The 17,045-nt window shown below is 36.9% G+C and carries 15 protein-coding genes and 1 pseudogene; 4 read left to right on the top strand and 12 right to left on the bottom strand.

All coding sequences use genetic code 11. From position 1 onward, the window contains the following. Positions 1–20: 20 nt before the first annotated feature. The 7 genes and pseudogenes from priA to ACY9Z2_RS14955 form a co-directional block, all read right to left on the bottom strand. Entirely contained in the window at positions 21–2,429 is a 2,409-nt protein-coding gene (gene priA / locus ACY9Z2_RS14985) for a primosomal protein N' (protein ID WP_463610464.1), read from the bottom strand. Next, positions 2,426–3,643 carry a bifunctional phosphopantothenoylcysteine decarboxylase/phosphopantothenate--cysteine ligase CoaBC gene (gene coaBC, locus ACY9Z2_RS14980; protein WP_463610463.1) on the bottom strand — a complete coding sequence of 406 codons (1,218 nt, stop codon included), beginning with the start codon at positions 3,641–3,643 and terminating at the stop codon, positions 2,426–2,428. Before coaBC ends, priA begins: the two co-directional genes overlap by 4 nt. Before the next feature lie 601 nt (positions 3,644–4,244). Then, positions 4,245–4,331 (bottom strand): annotated as a pseudogene (locus ACY9Z2_RS14975) (LysR family transcriptional regulator); the annotation flags it as partial. Between the two features lie 133 nt (positions 4,332–4,464). Beyond that, positions 4,465–4,662 (bottom strand): DNA-directed RNA polymerase subunit omega, encoded by a 198-nt coding sequence (rpoZ, locus tag ACY9Z2_RS14970; protein ID WP_463610462.1) that lies wholly within the window; start codon positions 4,660–4,662, stop codon positions 4,465–4,467. After that, a complete protein-coding gene (gene gmk, locus ACY9Z2_RS14965) occupies positions 4,659–5,279 on the bottom strand; it encodes a guanylate kinase (protein ID WP_463610461.1) in 621 nt (206 codons plus the stop codon). Before gmk ends, rpoZ begins: the two co-directional genes overlap by 4 nt. An 11-nt stretch (positions 5,280–5,290) precedes the next feature. Further along, entirely contained in the window at positions 5,291–5,551 is a 261-nt protein-coding gene (gene remA / locus ACY9Z2_RS14960; RefSeq protein WP_463610460.1) for an extracellular matrix/biofilm regulator RemA, read from the bottom strand. Positions 5,552–5,733: 182 nt separating this feature from the next. Continuing rightward, entirely contained in the window at positions 5,734–8,388 is a 2,655-nt protein-coding gene (locus ACY9Z2_RS14955) for a calcium-translocating P-type ATPase, SERCA-type (protein ID WP_463610459.1), read from the bottom strand. 120 nt (positions 8,389–8,508) lie between these two features. On the opposite strand from ACY9Z2_RS14955, the gene ACY9Z2_RS14950 reads away from it, so the two are divergent. After that, on the top strand, positions 8,509–10,215 hold the full coding sequence (locus tag ACY9Z2_RS14950; RefSeq protein ID WP_463610458.1) for an Rqc2 family fibronectin-binding protein: 1,707 nt from the start codon (positions 8,509–8,511) through the stop codon (positions 10,213–10,215). A gap of 287 nt (positions 10,216–10,502) precedes the next feature. Here ACY9Z2_RS14950 and ACY9Z2_RS14945 read toward each other — a convergent pair whose 3' ends face one another. Together ACY9Z2_RS14945 and ACY9Z2_RS14940 are read right to left on the bottom strand one after the other, a co-directional pair. After that, positions 10,503–10,967, bottom strand: coding sequence for an NUDIX hydrolase (locus ACY9Z2_RS14945; protein ID WP_463610457.1), 465 nt, complete (start codon positions 10,965–10,967; stop codon positions 10,503–10,505). A gap of 152 nt (positions 10,968–11,119) precedes the next feature. Further along, complete coding sequence (locus ACY9Z2_RS14940; protein WP_463610456.1) at positions 11,120–12,013, bottom strand: AraC family transcriptional regulator; 894 nt, start codon at positions 12,011–12,013, stop codon at positions 11,120–11,122. A 103-nt stretch (positions 12,014–12,116) separates the two neighbouring features. Between ACY9Z2_RS14940 and ACY9Z2_RS14935 the strand changes: the two genes are divergently transcribed. Then, on the top strand, positions 12,117–13,043 hold the full coding sequence (locus tag ACY9Z2_RS14935) for a DMT family transporter (protein ID WP_463610455.1): 927 nt from the start codon (positions 12,117–12,119) through the stop codon (positions 13,041–13,043). A 243-nt stretch (positions 13,044–13,286) separates the two neighbouring features. Here ACY9Z2_RS14935 and ACY9Z2_RS14930 read toward each other — a convergent pair whose 3' ends face one another. Beyond that, a complete protein-coding gene (locus ACY9Z2_RS14930; RefSeq protein WP_463610454.1) occupies positions 13,287–13,706 on the bottom strand; it encodes an organic hydroperoxide resistance protein in 420 nt (139 codons plus the stop codon). A gap of 67 nt (positions 13,707–13,773) precedes the next feature. Next, a complete protein-coding gene (locus tag ACY9Z2_RS14925; protein WP_463610453.1) occupies positions 13,774–14,634 on the bottom strand; it encodes a LysR family transcriptional regulator in 861 nt (286 codons plus the stop codon). A gap of 123 nt (positions 14,635–14,757) precedes the next feature. Here ACY9Z2_RS14925 and ACY9Z2_RS14920 point away from each other — a divergent pair, with 123 nt between their 5' ends. Further along, a complete protein-coding gene (locus tag ACY9Z2_RS14920; protein ID WP_463610452.1) occupies positions 14,758–15,522 on the top strand; it encodes a class I SAM-dependent methyltransferase in 765 nt (254 codons plus the stop codon). Between the two features lie 403 nt (positions 15,523–15,925). After that, positions 15,926–16,540 carry a gluzincin family metallopeptidase gene (locus ACY9Z2_RS14915; protein ID WP_463610451.1) on the top strand — a complete coding sequence of 205 codons (615 nt, stop codon included), beginning with the start codon at positions 15,926–15,928 and terminating at the stop codon, positions 16,538–16,540. 117 nt (positions 16,541–16,657) lie between these two features. Here ACY9Z2_RS14915 and ACY9Z2_RS14910 read toward each other — a convergent pair whose 3' ends face one another. Next, positions 16,658–17,038, bottom strand: a complete 381-nt coding sequence (locus tag ACY9Z2_RS14910) for a hypothetical protein (RefSeq protein ID WP_463610450.1) — start codon at positions 17,036–17,038, stop codon at positions 16,658–16,660. Between the last annotated feature and the right edge of the window lie 7 nt (positions 17,039–17,045).

Here is a 17,045-nt window from a genome sequence, read left to right as displayed (position 1 = left end):
TAAAAAACCTACTTTCTGCCTTACATCATTTGGTACGGTTGCATATCAACAGACAGTAATAAGTCGTCCTTCTGAACGTCTTCATCAAACTGGTCAATTATGCGGCGAATTATTTTTCTTAGATTCGGTTCATTTTTGTATTTTACCATACATTGGTAACGATACCTATCTTTGATCCGAGCCATTGGTGATGGTGTTGGCCCTAGTATAACGGTTTCCGATTGTACAGCTTGCATAAGCGACTGAACAATTTTTTGTGTTGATTGAATTGCTTTTATTTTGTTTGGATGCGAAACCGTTATGAGTGCTAAAAACACATATGGTGGATAGTGAAAGGTTTTTCGCATCGCCATTTCCTGTTTATAAAAATCAGTAAAATTATAGTGACTAGCGAACTCAATACTATAGTGATCAGGCGTGTACGTTTGAACAATTACTTCACCTGGTAATTCATGTCTCCCAGCTCGTCCGCTTACTTGTGTTAATAGCTGAAACGTTTTTTCAGATGAACGAAAGTCTGGTAGATGTAACATGGAATCAGCTGTTAACACGCCAACCAATGTCACATTTTCAAAATCGAGACCTTTGGCAATCATTTGCGTTCCGAGTAGAATATCCGCTTCGCCTTTACCGAATTGACTTAGCAGTTTTTCGTGTGAACCTTTTCGGCGTGTCGTGTCTACGTCCATCCGAATGACTCGAGCTTCAGGAATTAATTGTGTTAACGCTTCTTCCACTCGCTGAGTACCAGTACCAAAATAACGAATTAAATCACTTGAACATTCCGGACAGAGCGTTGGCATCGGTTCTTCATAAGAGCAATAATGGCATTTTAGTCGGTTCGTATTTTTGTGATAAGTCAACGCAATATCACAATGCGGACATTCCTTCACATGCCCACAGTCTCGACACATAACAAAGGTAGAATACCCCCGTCTATTTAATAAAAGTACAACTTGCTCGTTCTTTTTCATACACACTTCTATTTTTTCTTTCAGTTTTCGAGAGAACATTGTTCGGTTTCCAGCGTGTAATTCATCACGCATGTCGACAATTTCTACCTCAGGCATTGCTTTATCATTTGTTCGTTTGTTTAATGTTGCAAGCTTATAGACACCTTTTTGTGCGCGGGCATAAGTTTCAAGAGTCGGTGTCGCACTACCAAGAACAACTGGACAATGATGTGTTTTGGCACGCTCGATTGCTACGTCTCGTGCATGATATCGCGGTTGATCTTCCTGTTTGTAGCTTGTTTCATGTTCCTCATCAATGATAATAATACCTAGATTTTCAAATGGAGCAAAAATAGCGGAGCGTGCGCCGACAACAACTTTTACCTCTTTGCGGTAAATTTTTCGCCATTCATCGTACTTTTCTCCACTTGATAACGCACTGTGCATGACAGCAACACTTCTCCCAAAACGTCCTTTGAAACGGTGAACCATTTGTGGTGTTAACGAGATTTCCGGAACAAGTACAATTGCTTCCTTACCTTCATTTATTACGTCTTCAATCGCTTGCAAATATACTTCTGTTTTCCCGCTACCTGTTACGCCGTGCACTAATATGACCTCATGGCGCTTTTCTGTCAACGATTCCTTAATCGGTTCAATCGCTTGTTTCTGCTCGTCCGTTAGAGGAAGCGCAGTTGTTCGTTCGATTGATTCATCATCATAAGGATTTCGGTAAACTTCTTTTTGGGTCGTTTCTAGCAACCGTTTATCTATCAAGGCTTTTATTGTTGCTGCACTTGTATCAATTAAGGTGAGTAATTTCTTTTTGCTTATAGAATCTGGATGCTGAATAAAATACGCAAGTAGTTCTTTTTGTTTTGCCGCGCGATTGGATAAATCATTGTACGCTTCCTCTAATAAAAATCCTTCAACAGAAGGTTTGATCATTGTTTCTGTTTTTTTTGTAATCCGAGATTTAACGAGGTAATCAATTTGCACATCCCCAGCATGGACTGCATGTAATAAATGTTGGTAACGAACTGTTGATTGCGTAAACTCCTCATAGGATATAACGTCACGACCTGCAAATAACGATTCTAATGGCGTTTCAAGCTCTTCATCGGTTAGTCGAACAATTTCTTTTTTATACTGCGATTTTAACACCTGGGGTAACATGACTTGATAAGCTGTAATAAAAAGACTTATCGTTTCTTCCGCTAACCATTGTCCTAGTGATAACAGCTCTTTTGTTAGGACTGGAGTTAAATCAAGTACATCAACAATTTCTTTTAATTTCGAATGAGTAGAATTCGTAGTAATGTCCAATACAAATCCCATAATTTTTCGTGGCCCAAATGGTACAATTACTCGCATTCCAGGCTCAACGATTGGTTCTAATTCGTCTGGGATAATATAGTCAAAGGTCTGATTTATTTGTTTTGCAGGTACATCAACGATCACTTTTGCTATTTTCACAGCAATTCATCCTTCATATCTCGAACAACCAACCGAAGCACTTCAAATGCCATTTCACGCTTAGAAGATAGTGGCAACTCGTGTGGCTGCAGTGATTTATTTAGATAGGTGGCGATATTCGTATCTGCTTCAAATCCCGCACCAGGTGTTGAAACATTATTGATCACAATAGCGTCCAAATTTTTCTTCGCAAGTTTTTTCCTGCCATACTCTAGCGGATTAGAGGTTTCTGCCGCAAAACCTACTAAAAACTGTTTTTCCTTCACTTCGCCCAGTGACTGTAGGATATCGCTCGTTCGTTCCATCTCTACATGCCAATCATTTGCTTGTTTTTTCATTTTCTCATCAAATGTATGCTTCGGTCGGTAATCAGCCACTGCAGCTGATTTAATGACAATATCGCTTTCTGAAAAATGGTTGTGCATGACTAAGTACATCTCTGCCGAAGTTACGACATCAATTCGATTAATGCGAGGATTGGTCGTTTCCAAACTTACCGGTCCAGTGACAAGGGTTACCTCTGCTCCTAAATCGGCAGCAGCCTCGGCCAATGCAAATCCCATTTTTCCGGTTGAACGGTTTGTAAAATATCGAACTGGATCAATTTTTTCTCTCGTTGGGCCAGCTGAAACTAGTACCTTCTTCCCGTCTAAAATGTTACTTTTTTCCGTACGCTGTTGATGATTAGTTACTGTTTCGATTATACTTTCTGGTTCTTCCAATCGACCTTTTCCTACATAACCGCAAGCTAAATAACCAGCACCTGGTTCAATAAAATGATACCCCCATTCTTCCAGTTGTTTCATATTATTGATAACAGCAGGATGCGCATACATATGTACGTTCATCGCAGGCGCAATGTACACTTCAGCTTCTGTTGCTAGCAACGTCGTGGATAGCATATCATCCGCAATTCCATTTGCTAGCTTGCCAATAATATTTGCAGTAGCTGGTGCGATAATTGCAATATCTGCCCAATCCGCTACATCAATATGGGCAATTTTTTGTGGGTTTTTTTCATCAAATGTATCGGTATAAACAGGATTTCTAGATAACGCTTGAAACGTCAATGGAGAGACAAATTTTGACGCGTTTTCTGTCATCATAACGCGAACATTCGCCCCAGCTTGTGATAGTTTACTTGTAAGCGCACATGCTTTATATGCAGCAATGCCTCCAGAAACGCCTAAAAGGATATTCTTATTTTTCACCATTTTAGTAACCCCTTTGTGTCTATTTCTATCTCTATTTATATCATATAATAGCGTAATTTTTAATTAACTATGTTTTATTTGAGGATTGGTTATTTCCATATTTTCGTTTTCGAAGTAACTGCGAGTATTCCACCTGAAAAAGTTAGAGCCGGAGATTACTCGGTAGCGGACTCAGGAGACCTTATTCTTACTTTTTGGGCGTGTTTTATGGGTCTCGAGGACACAGGATGCCTTATTTAGGTAAAGACAGGTTGAAATCAGGCTTTATTTACTAAATAAGGTCTCCTGTGTCCGCGAACAAGCCCATTTACCCTAATTTTATTCAAATAAGGGCTCTGGTGTCCGCTTATTTCCATTTCGCTAATAGTGTGCTTACTTTCATTAATAAGATTTTTCTACTATCTGCAAACAAACTGCGAACTAGTGAAAATTTATGCTTATGTAACAGCAACGTTGATTTCCGCTGCGGGCAACTTCGCAGTTAAAGTAAGTTACGAAATATACAAAAATCCTTCTAACCAGTAGTTTTGCTTGCCGTCCTGATAGTCCTGACCATATACATGATCGTATAGGCAACCATGACTTTTACATCCAAGCAGAAAATGTAAGGTAAAACAGCAAATCCAAGTTCACTCATAACCGTTTGTTTGATTGCCTCTAGGCCCCACAATCCCATCGACTGAAAATAAGAGGCACTGAAAGTAGTGAATGGGAAACAAAAGCCTTACATCATACTAGATGGGAGGCTTTTTGCAAAGTGACGTTGAGTCGTTGGTGTAAAACCCTACCAAAAAACCCTCGCATCAAGCGAGGGTTTTATCTTACTTTTCGTTTACATATAGTTTATCTGCTAATACTTCTTCTAATGCAATTCCTACATGCTTATACGATTTCGGATTCTCGATTAGCTGGGAATTTGTATCCAACATTTGTCTTGCTCTACGTGCGGATAAGGTGACGAGTGTATATTTTGATTTGATTTTTTCTTGCAGTTTATCGATTGATGGCTCTAACATCATGATATCTCATCCTCCAGTAATTGTTTGTATTGTTTTTCAATTCGTTCTCTCCGACAATGTTCGCTTTGGATAATCGACTGAACCTTTTGTACGGCATGTTCGACTTGATCATTCACGACGACATAATCATATGCATCCATCATTTCAATTTCGTTTCTTGCCTCGCGTAAACGGTTCAAAACGAGATCTTGTGATTCTGTTCCCCGATTGACAATTCGGTTCTTTAATTCGTCTAAGCTTGGTGGGAACAAAAAGATAAATACGCCTTCAGGAAAGTTTTTCCGAACCTGTAACGCGCCTTGCACTTCAATTTCCAAAAAAACATCATGCCCTTCTGCTAACGTTTTTTCTACGTACTCTCTAGGTGTTCCGTAGTAATTATTAACATATTTGGCATATTCTAACAGCTGATTTTGTTCAATTAATGTTTCAAATTCTTCGTTTGTTTTATAAAAATAATCGATTCCTTCTCTTTCTCCTGGACGCATATCCCGTGTCGTCATCGATATGGAATATTTCAAGTCCGTATCCTGGTCAAAAAGTTCCTTTCTTACAGTCCCTTTTCCAACACCAGATGGACCTGAAAGAATAAATAATATACCTTTCTGATCAATCAAATCAGTACCTCCTATTCATCTGAAACCTCTTCATGACTTAATACACGCTGTCCAACGGTTTCTGGTTGTACAGCTGATAATACAACATGATCACTATCTGTTATAATTACAGCACGTGTACGTCTTCCATAAGTTGCATCTACTAATTTATTGTTATCCCTTGCAACGGTAATAATTCGTTTAATCGGTGCTGATTCAGGTGAAACGATGGAAATGATACGATTAGCCGATACAACATTTCCAAAACCGATATTAATTAGTCGTAAACTCAAACTTGGCTCCCCCTTATATGTACCAGTACTGTCTCTATTATCTCTCTATTATAATCAATGGAGACTACAAAACTCAAACATTTACGAAGACTAACTAGTTGTTTGCTTCGTCTATTATACATTTTTTAAGGAAAAAGAAAAACTCCTTTCTTCATTATACAAGAAAGGAGCCTTGATAAATTCTATTTTTTTGTAAATCCGAATAAAACTGTCGGAATAGCACTTAGTGCTAAAATGAAGATCCAATCACGTAATCCTAGGAACACGGTATGGAAAATTGGTTGTAACGGTGGGAAATAGATTACGCAAAGCAGCATAGCAATCGATGATAATACTGCTAGTACTAAATATTTATTTTCAAATGGATTTCTTGAAAATACGGAATGTTCACTTCGACAATCAAACACATGGATTAGTTGAGCCATTACTAGTGTTGTGAATGCCATTGTCTGACCATAGATCAAATTGTCCGGATTTCCTTGGTAACCCATCATAAATGCAATTAATGTTACGATACCGATTAAAATACCTCTAGTGACTATTTTGAAACCTAAACCCCGTGCAAAAATTCCTTCTTTTGGATTACGCGGTTTTCTACTCATCACATCTGCTTCAGGCTGGTCTAGGCCAAGTGCCATCGCAGGAAGCCCGTCTGTAACAAGGTTCACCCATAGTATTTGTACTGGAACCAGTGGCAGTGGAAGCCCTAAAACCATCGCGAATAACATCACTAGTATTTCTCCAACGTTAGAAGCTAACAGATAACGAATAAATTTCCGGATATTTTCATAGATATTTCTTCCTTCGTTAATTGCAGCCTTGATTGTTGCAAAGTTATCATCCATCAAGATAAGTGATGAAGCTTCTTTAGCAACATCTGTACCACTACGTCCCATACTAATTCCAATATTACTTGCTTTAATTGCCGGGGCATCGTTTACGCCGTCCCCAGTCATTGCAACGATATGACCATTTTGTTGAAATGCGTCGACGATTTTTAATTTATGTTCAGGTGTTACTCGCGCAAATACATAGACACGATCAATTATTTCTACTAGTTCTTCAGTAGACATTTGATTCAATTGATAACCGTCAAGTACGAGGCCATCCTCTGGTAATAGATCTAAATTAGTAGCAATCGCACGAGCAGTTTTTTCATGATCCCCGGTTATCATAACCGTTTTTATTCCTGCTTCTTTACAATCTGCAATCGCTGCCTTTACTTCTTTTCGAGGTGGGTCAATCATGCCGTATAAGCCTATAAAGGTCAGATCATTTTCCAGCAAGCCTTCATCACTTGCTGTTGTTGACGATAGTGGTTTGATTGCAATCGCAATCGTTCTTAATGCTTTATCACCCATTTCACCAATTACACTATTAATCCGAGCTTTGTCTGCAGATTTCATTAATCGACTTTCATTATTTGATTGGATAAAAGATGAGCGCGGAAGTAATACATCAGGCGCGCCTTTCGTAATCAAAAATTGGCGTTTGTGTTCGTCCTCCACAATTACACTCATCCGTTTTCGTGTAGAATCAAACGGTATTTCTTTTATGATACGAAATCCCTTTCCGTCCTCTTGTCCCAATCCCATTTTTCTAGCAGCAACCAATAGTGCTCCATCGGTTGGATCGCCATTAATAAAATTTTTGCCTTTCTTCACAAGAATGGAGGCATTATTACAGACCATTCCATACAATAGCATCGATTTTAGTTGTGGAAATTGATCGTCCACTTTTCTCTGTTTTGAATAAAATTCTCCCTGTAACTCATAGCCATCGCCTGTTACAAATAACTTTTCGTCATTTACATAAATTTCTTTCACCGTCATTTGATTCTCGGTCATTGTACCAGTCTTGTCCGAGCATATAACAGACGCACAACCTAGCGTTTCAACTGCAGAAAGCTTTCGAACAATCGCTTTCTTTTTTATCATACGTTGAACACCTAATGACAACGCAACAGTAACAATTGCTGGTAATCCTTCTGGTATGGCTGCAACAGCAAGTGACACGCCAGCAAGGAACATATTATAAACAGGATGTCCTTGATATACACCAACAATAACTACCATTGCTGTTAGTATTAGTGCAAGAATGATTAAAATTTTGCCTAATTCAGCAAGTTTGTGTTCTAGAGGTGTGATCGTCTTTTTTGTTTTAACCATTAAGGAAGCAATTTGTCCCATAACGGTATTCATCCCAGTACCAACAACGACTCCTACCCCAGAGCCACGCGTTACTAACGTTCCCATGAATCCCATGTTGGTTTGGTCTTGTGGACCTAAATCATTTTTATGAATCGTATTCGTATTTTTTACTACTGGAAGCGACTCGCCGGTTAACGTTGATTCTTCTGTTTCCAAGCTTTGTGAATTAATTATTCGGATATCAGCAGGAACTCTATCCCCACTGCGTACTTGAATGACGTCACCGACAACAATATCTTTTGATGGTATTTGCACCCATTCCTTATTTCGTAATACATATGCAAATGGGGCCGATAGTTCTTTCAGCTTGGCTAATGATTTCTCCGCTTTTTGCTCCTGAAAAAAACCAATAAAACCGTTTACTAATACAATTACCATGATTGCGATTGCATCAATGTATTCACCAAGCAACCCCGCAATAAGCGTTGCTGCTAGTAACACCAATACCATAAAATCCTGGAATTGTTTAATAAATATTAACCATTTTGGTGTTTGCTTCCCTGCATCCAATTCATTGGTTCCATGTTGTTTTCGTCTTGTGGCTACTTGTTTATCGGTAAGCCCTCGTTCGCTCGATACATGTAGTTTTTGCTCAAGTGTTTCCTTGTCTAATTGATACCATTGCAAAACACACCCCTCCAGTTTCAACTGCTTTTCTTATCAGAAATGATAAATATAGCGTTCTCTTAACGATATGTATGCAGACTTGTCCAGAAAAATGCTATAATTGCGCATGAGGTGATTGACATGCCATTTGATGGAGTTGTTACGAGAGCACTCGTTAACGAATGGAACGACCAGTTTATGACAGGAAAAATTACAAAGATATATCAACCAACTGATACAGAAATAGTTTTTACTATACGTAGTAACGGAAAAAATCAAACACTACTATTTTCGATTCACCCGATGTATGCGCGCATTCATATTACAAATGATTCCTATACAAATCCAAAAGAAGCACCCATGTTTTGTATGCTTCTACGTAAGCATCTATCTGGTGCATTTATCGAATCGATTGAACAATATGGAATGGAACGAATCGTAACCTTTACGTTTCGTACACGAAATGAAATTGGGGATGTAACCTATAAATCATTAATCATCGAATTGATGGGTAAACATAGTAACTTAATGCTTGTAGACAAAGAAAAAGGTCATATTATTGATAGTTTAAAGCATGTACCGTTGTCATTGAACCGTCATCGGACTATCCTGCCTGGACATGAGTATATTCTTCCTCCCCATCAAGATAAACTCAACTTATTAGAAATCAATGAAGAGCAATTCATCCGTAAAATTGATTTCAATCAAGGGAAAATAGAAAACCAAATCGTCCAAACGCTTAATGGTATATCGCCATTATTAGCGCGTGAAATGGTTGCAAGAGCTAAGCTGGGTTCACAGGATACCTATATGCAAGTGTTCAAAGATATACAACAAGAAATTGTAAATAACCAATACAAACCTACTATCTATAAAGGGAAAAAAGAAGATTTTCATGTGGTAGATTTAGAATCAGTAGATGGCGAACGAAAAGCGTTTGAAACGACCAATGAAATGCTTGATGCTTTTTTTTCCGGAAAAGCTGAACGAGATCGCGTAAAGCAACAAGCAAAGGATCTTTATCGTTTTATCAAAAATGAAAAGGACAAAAACGAGCGGAAACTGAAAAAACACCACCAAACATTGAAAAAAGCAGCAGGTGCAGAAAAGTATCAACGAATAGGTGAACTTCTTACAGCTAACATGCACGTTATTCAAAAAGGCGATGAATCTGTCACCGTTATTGATTACTATGATCCAGAACAACGTGAAATTACGATTGAATTAAACCCGAATAAAACACCTAGCGAAAATACGCAAGCCTTCTTTAAAACATATCAAAAGCTAAAAACGTCTAAACAAGTAGTCGAGAAAGAAATTAAGAAAACACTTGAGGAAGTAGACTATTTAGATCAATTGCTGCAACAAATTGATGTTGCACGCGAGGAAGATATTGAAGAAATCCGTGATGAATTACGAGATGAAGGTTATCTGAAAAAGCAACGAACAAAAACTAAAAAGAAAAACAATAAAGGGGTTCCAAAGCCTGAAACGTATCAAGCAACGGACGGTACAACTATTCTAGTTGGAAAAAATAATAAACAAAATGAATATGTAACGAATAAACTCGCCCATCGTGACGATGTATGGTTACATACAAAAGATATTCCTGGATCCCACGTTGTTATTCGCGACAAGAACCCAAGCGAAGAAACATTAATGGAAGCAGCAAATTTAGCCGCCTACTTTAGTAAATCGGGGCAATCGTCTTCAGTTCCAGTCGACTACACAGCGATCAGGCATGTTAAAAAACCAAATGGTGCTAAGCCAGGTTATGTGATTTACGATAACCAAAAAACAGTTTTTGTGACTCCTGATAAGGATATAGTAGCAAAGCTGAAGTCATGATGGGATATATGAGATTTTTATGGATTCTGATTGAACCTTTCCCAGTGATCCTAGTAGACGTAATTATTCCAACTCTTAAGGACCCTCATCGACTTGATGAGGGTTCTTTTATTTGAGTTCTAATTTAATCATTTAAATCATATTTAATCCCCCTATTACGTCTTCATTCTCGTTCACCAACCCACCGTTTACGTATTCCTTCACACCCCCCTACTTCCAGCATCGCTCCAATTATGTAATATCGCTTCAAAAGAAATTAGTTATGTAAAGCACTCTTTAGTTAACCGTTATATTTTTTTGCCTAATACTCTTAATAACCCTTTGTATAGAAGAATATTAAAATGTGAAATTTTTATTGAATCTTTTACAATTACATTTCTATGTTTTATGTAATTTTTAATTTGTTTTCTTCTATTTGGAATCATAAATAAAGGAAGTTCTTTAAAGCTAAACCACTCTACCTTTTCTGTTTCAGGACCATCCTCTATCGGTGATCCACCTTTTAATTCGCCTAAGAATAAATATTGTATATCATCGTATTGAGGTTGATAATATTCACCGATTTTTCGTCTGATTGAAATAATATAGCCTGTTTCCTCTTCTGTTTCTCTTATAGCACAATTTTCTAATGGTTCTTTCTTCTCTACCGTTCCACCTGGTAAGTCCCAGAGTGGATAATCCTTTCGTTTCGCTAACAATATTTTATCTTCTTCATTGATAACAATAGTAAAACAGCCTGACGTTTTAGCCATAGTAGTTATTGCTCCTTCTTAACGTAAAATACTGCGTTAGTTTAAGTACAATTTTTCATAATGTCCCACTATATATAATTTTCCAAAAACCGATGTACATTTACTTTCGACTATAATCAAAGCTGTCTTATCATGGCATCCGATTATGAATGTCATAAATGATTACCCCATTTATATTTTCTGTATGTTAATGGGGTCATGTTCTTCATCTTGCGGAATTGATCAATGAAATAGCTTGTACTATTAAAACCTACTTGATAAGCGATTTCCGTAACACTCGTATCTGTATTTTGAAGTATGACTAAGCTTTTTTGAATTCGATAATCGGTTACATAACGTAATGGTGTTGTTTTTAACATGCGCTTGAAATATCGACAACATTCTGAACGGCTCAATTGCCCGGCACTTGCAATATCTTCTAGCATAATTTTCTCATCGTAATGGTGGTGTATCCAATTTAACATTTGCTTCATCCGGTGGTGCTTCAGCGCTTCTGTCTCATCGTATTCTAATGGGAAGCCATTAATAATAAGGTTTTGCCAAATTAGCATGACTTGTAAGGAAATGTCGATTTCATAGTATGGTGCTCCTTGTTGAATCCCGTGTCTAATTTTCATAATGGATTCTAAAATATTTTTCCCCCAATTATCATTTGCATCGATGTATAAATAAGGTAAATTAGTCGCCTGAATATAAGGATATACATAGGTTGTATGTAGTTCCTGTGCTAAAACAAAATGAGGTGATATATTTAAACAGATATAAACACAGCCTGATTGGTTTCTTTCTTCCGCCGCATGCAGACAGCCACTATTTATAAACAATCCATCTCCTGCTAGAACCTCTATTTTTTCTCCATTTATGTGAAAGCTTGCTTCCCCTTTTACTACTAAAACAAATTGTATTTCATCATGCCAATGAAGCGGTATGTAACTTTGTATATTTTGACGAATCGTTGTTTCGTAACAGGCTATTGGTAAGTGGACTGTATGATGAGTGGTGAGTTCTTTTAAATTTTGACCTAACTCAATATTTTTCACTTGCAATTTATCACCTCAATATATTTATATTTCTCCATACAATTTGAGTATTATTACGGTGAACTTTAATTTATCATAACATTATTCTTATAATTTGGGGTGAAAAATGATGAACAAAAATAGTAAAAGAACAGGATTATTTCTTGTTATAACCGGAGCCTTTTTTTGGGGTGTCGGTGGTACGGTTTCACAAAAACTCTTTCAACAATACGCTATAGATGTCAATTGGCTCGTAACCATTCGCTTACTCATAGCTGGGTTTTTACTTTTAGCTATTCAGGGATTAAAAAAAGACTATTCTCAGATAATCGGTGTTTGGAAAAATAAAAAAGTAGCCATTCAGCTGATTATTTTTGGATTACTCGGCATGCTTGCGGTTCAATACACATATATGGCATCTATTAATCATGGTAATGCCGCTGTTGCAACGTTATTACAATATCTAGCCCCTGTCATGATTATTATTTATTTACTCGTACGCAAGCAAACAGTTTTAACACGCCAAGATTTATTGACAGTTTCACTAGCTTTAATTGGTTGCTTCTTCTTATTAACAAATGGATCCATATCAGAATTATCTGTGCCTATACTAGCCATCGTTTGGGGTGTTTTATCTGGCTTCGCGTTAGCCTTTTACACATTATATGCCGTTCCGCTCACGAAGCAATACGATTCGCTTGTTATCGTTGGCTGGGCAATGGTTATTGGTGGTCTGGCATTAAGCCTTATCCATTCTCCTTGGAAAATGGACTATACAAGCTTGACAGCAGAGATTTATTTGTATCTCTTTTTCGTCATCATTTTAGGTACGATGATTGCATTTTGGTTCTATATTGAAAGCTTACAAAGTCTTTCACCTAAAGAAACAAGTCTATTAGGAAGTCTAGAACCTTTGTCCGCTGTTTTAACAACAGTTATTTGGTTAAATGAGCCTTTTGGATTTTTCCAATGGATTGGTACAGCTTGTATTATTGGAATGACATTATTATTGGCAATAAATACAAGGTCTTTTTCTTCCAAGAACAAAGTCAGGTAAAAACAGAAAGTCCCAAGCATGGAACAAATCCCATTTAAACTTCAGTGGGATTTTTCTTTTCCACTTATCCCGTGGTTACTTCAAGTCCATATTTCTGTTAATTCTGAGGCTCAACGAGCTTGGATAAAATCCTTTCTTTCTTTTCACACTCGTATGGGTTTACTTTTAATTTAAGCAAAAATAGAGACCAAATCAGTTGATGATTTGGTCTCTATTTATTTCTGTAAAAATCACAATTTTTTCTTAAACTGCCTTCGCATTTAACGTCACTTCGACATTACCACGTGTAGCTTTAGAGTATGGGCACACCTGATGCGCGTCCTCAACTAGTTTGTCAGCATCTTCTTGACTAACACCGTTAATTTCAACATTTAGCGTCGCAGCAATTTTGAATCCACCGTCTTCTGGATCCTTGCAAAAACTAACTTCCGCTGTAGTTTCTGACTCAATATCTTTTTTTTGCTTCGAAGCTACTAAATTTAACGCCCCATCAAAACAAGCTGAATATGTCGCCGCGAATAGCTGCTCTGGATTCGAGCCTTTATCTTCTTTATTTGTTGCAGGATTAACTAGGTTTAAATCTATTAATCCATCCTCTGATTTAACATGACCATCACGACCGTTTTTTGCTGTCGCTTTTGATGTAAAAATTACTTCACTCATATTAATTAGCACTCCCTCTAAATTTGACTATAGAATACCATTCCACTAAGAATTCGATACTAAACACTTAGATATATTCTTTATTCAAAATCGTTTGCAGAAATTTTTCTACCTGAGGAAGTTTTCTTACTTCTTCTTGATAAGATACCCATGTACTTCGTGTCACACTACGATTCTTTAGTTTTAACGCAACATGTGGGTATTCGTCCATCAATGTATCCGAGACACTTTTAGGTAATACTGCCATTCCTAACCCCTGTTTCATAAATTGCTTACACGTTTCGATTTGATCAACTCGAATCGTTTTAAGTGGTTTAATATGGTGCTGGTGATGATACAACCAGTTATCAACTAGTTCATGCATACTATCATCACTTTTAAAGGATATTAATGGACGTTCCTTCAATTTCTTTTTTGGAAACTCTTCCGTGTCAAATATGTATAATGGATCTTCAAACAATAAGGAAGATGTACTTTCACGCAACTTTTCCCCACGGATGATGCAAACGTGGTAATTTTTATGATTTCGCTTGATGTCTTCACTAATTCCAGTGACCAGATCGATGCTAACATTTGGGTATTGACTCGTATATTCCGCAAGCATTGCGGGTAAATACCGTTGACTAATCAAGGATGAACACGCAATAGATAAAGTTCCTTGAACTGTTTCACTTGATTCTAATAAATTATTTTTTAACGCCTCTTCTCCTTCGACCACTGTCTTCGCGTGCTTCAAAATCAATTCTCCAACACCAGTAAGCACTAGTTTTTTTGATGTACGAAGAAAAATTGTTTGACCAAAATGCTCCTCAATATATTTCAATCGTTGTGTAACGGCTGGTTGAGAAATCAAAACCGCCTTGGCAGTTCCACGAATAGTCCCAATTTCATGTAATTTTAATAGTAAAATATAATCGTCAATTTTCATGTCATACTCCCACCTGATAAGTATTCATTATTACTATTGATTATAAACTAGTATTTTACTTATTGCATCCTAGAACATAAGATAAAGATATAGAATTTATCAAATCGAAAGAAGGCGTGTCTCATGAATGAAAAAGAAAATGTAAAAAAAGCTTTTTCGAAAAACAGTAATGCCTACGTTACAAGCTCCACCCATGGAACAGGCAGCGATCTGCCACTTATGATCAAATGGTTGAAGCCTGAATCGACAATGAGTGTCCTTGATATTGCTACAGGAGGCGGACACGTTGCTAAACAGCTTTCCAATCACGTAGGAAAAGTAGTTGCGACCGATTTGACTGAAGAGATGCTTGAAAATACGGCAAAACATCTCAAAGACTATGAAAACATCAGCTATGCAATTGCTGATGCAGAAAACTTACCTTTTGAAAACGATTCATTCGATATTGTTACATGTAGAATCGCTGCACACCATTTTCCAAACCCTGAAAAATTCATTCATGAAGTGCAACGTGTGTTGAAAACAGGTGGAAAGTTTGTTCTTATCGATAACATCGCACCAGAGGATCCAACACTCGATAATTTTGTCAACACATTCGAAAAGATGCGTGATTATAGCCATGTTCGATCGCTCGCAATATCCGAATGGAAAAAACTACTAGCTTCTTTTCATTTATCAGTGGTCAAAGAGGCGACACGAAAGAAAACATTACCATATGAGGAATGGCTAAATCGCATGTTAGAAGACGAAGAAATCAAACGTGAAGTCACAACTTATATGAAGAATGCTTCAGAAACTGTGCGTAAGTATTTTAAAATTGAAATTACAGATGAACAAATTCAGGCATTTTCGATTGATGAATGGATGGTTTTGTGTGAGAAAAGGTAGCGAACAGACATAAATCTATTTGTTACATGAAAAGTTTAAATTGCCCTCCTATTTGTGAAACTTTTTTGACTATTAATCGTAAGTATTCTAAACGCTTTCACAAAGGGAGGAATTTGTTATTCGTATTGTCAGTATTATTACTCTAGTAATAGTATTAACTGCATGCTCACCTGAGGCATCACCAAAAGAATCAAAACCAGTAAATGAACCAAAGGTAGAAGAAACCAAGGAAAACATAATAATTACTGAAGATGAAGCAGTTACGTTTACCATTATTAATACCAGAGAGGTTTCGGCAGAAGAACTTGAAGGATTAAAAAAAGAAATTTTAGCTGCATATCAAGTAGTTAAAGGATCGATTGATACAGATTACACCCCAGCAAAAAATATAAATATTCATTTGTTGAAGGGAAATAAGCCATCGACAGGCTATAAACATAATATTAAACTGTATGCAAATGACCCAGACCTTTATCCAATTGTTCATGAAATGACGCATACGATACTCGGTTATGGAGAAAATTTCAGTTCTAGTAGAGGATATTTTACACAAGAAGGATTTGCCACCTATATGGAAAGTAAATACGGTACTACTGAACAAGCAAATTTTGGTTTTTCTGAACATAAGATTATGAAGTTTTTAATCAATCGGGAAAAAAATCTACCATTAATCAAATTAATCACGGTTGGATATGATACGAGTTATTTTAGACCAGTAATGAATGAGCAAAGTGACCGATTACTTCAATGGATGAGTTATGTCCATGCAGGGTCATTTGTTACATATCTAATAGATACGTATGGCATAGAAAAATTTGAACGAATTTATAACCAACCGGACATACCAAAGATTTTAAAAGAAGTATACGGAAAAACAGTTAGACAGCTAGAAAACGAATGGATAGATTATATCGAAAAAACACTCAAAGTAACTGCTGAAGAAAAAGAAATGGTTAACAATCTAGATAATTTAAACAAGATACTTGGATCAATTGATAAGGATTTATTTAAACGATAAGAAAAGATGGTGCCGCCTGAGCTGTTGCTTAAAGGGGGACATCCTTTAATTTACCGTTTCCCCAATAAAAATACCCAAATTCAATGAATTTGGGTATTTTTAATCCATAGCATACCACTAAAAGTAGAATGGGTAACGAAAAAGTGTTCTAAAGAAATAAAACGGGAATCGACGTCGATTGTATCGACGATATCTTCTCCTACCGTAATAGTCATCATAGCCATTGTAGTAATCATAACCGTTATAATCATAGCCATAACCAAACTGCCTATTTGGTTCACTATCATAGACGTCTTCAGGTACCAACATTTCTACTTCATCATCGCTCATATCTGTGATGATACCTTCCAGCTGCGAGCCATCATTCATCTGACCGATAACATGGTAGTTCATATACTTGTTACACAGATCTTTAATATCATTGTCTTGGTATGTTCCCTGAACTCCGTAATTCGGTGGATATCCATACATCATTTTGTTCATATTATTTTTATTCAAATCTATA

The organism is Virgibacillus sp. GM2-2 (genome assembly GCF_055329585.1).
Note: the sequence above shows the minus strand (reverse complement) of the source record. Positions and strands in the feature narration are given on the sequence as shown.

What these genes read in the sequence shown, in the direction of transcription:
- coaBC (WP_463610463.1), bottom strand. Translation starts at nt 3,643, where the DNA reads ATGGTGAAAAATAAGAATATCCTTTTAGGCGTTTCTGGAGGCATTGCT.
- rpoZ (WP_463610462.1), bottom strand. Translation starts at nt 4,662, where the DNA reads ATGATGTTAGAGCCATCAATCGATAAACTGCAAGAAAAAATCAAATCA.
- ACY9Z2_RS14950 (WP_463610458.1), top strand. Translation starts at nt 8,509, where the DNA reads ATGCCATTTGATGGAGTTGTTACGAGAGCACTCGTTAACGAATGGAAC.
- ACY9Z2_RS14945 (WP_463610457.1), bottom strand. Translation starts at nt 10,967, where the DNA reads ATGGCTAAAACGTCAGGCTGTTTTACTATTGTTATCAATGAAGAAGAT.
- ACY9Z2_RS14935 (WP_463610455.1), top strand. Translation starts at nt 12,117, where the DNA reads ATGAACAAAAATAGTAAAAGAACAGGATTATTTCTTGTTATAACCGGA.
- ACY9Z2_RS14930 (WP_463610454.1), bottom strand. Translation starts at nt 13,706, where the DNA reads ATGAGTGAAGTAATTTTTACATCAAAAGCGACAGCAAAAAACGGTCGT.
- ACY9Z2_RS14925 (WP_463610453.1), bottom strand. Translation starts at nt 14,634, where the DNA reads ATGAAAATTGACGATTATATTTTACTATTAAAATTACATGAAATTGGG.
- ACY9Z2_RS14920 (WP_463610452.1), top strand. Translation starts at nt 14,758, where the DNA reads ATGAATGAAAAAGAAAATGTAAAAAAAGCTTTTTCGAAAAACAGTAAT.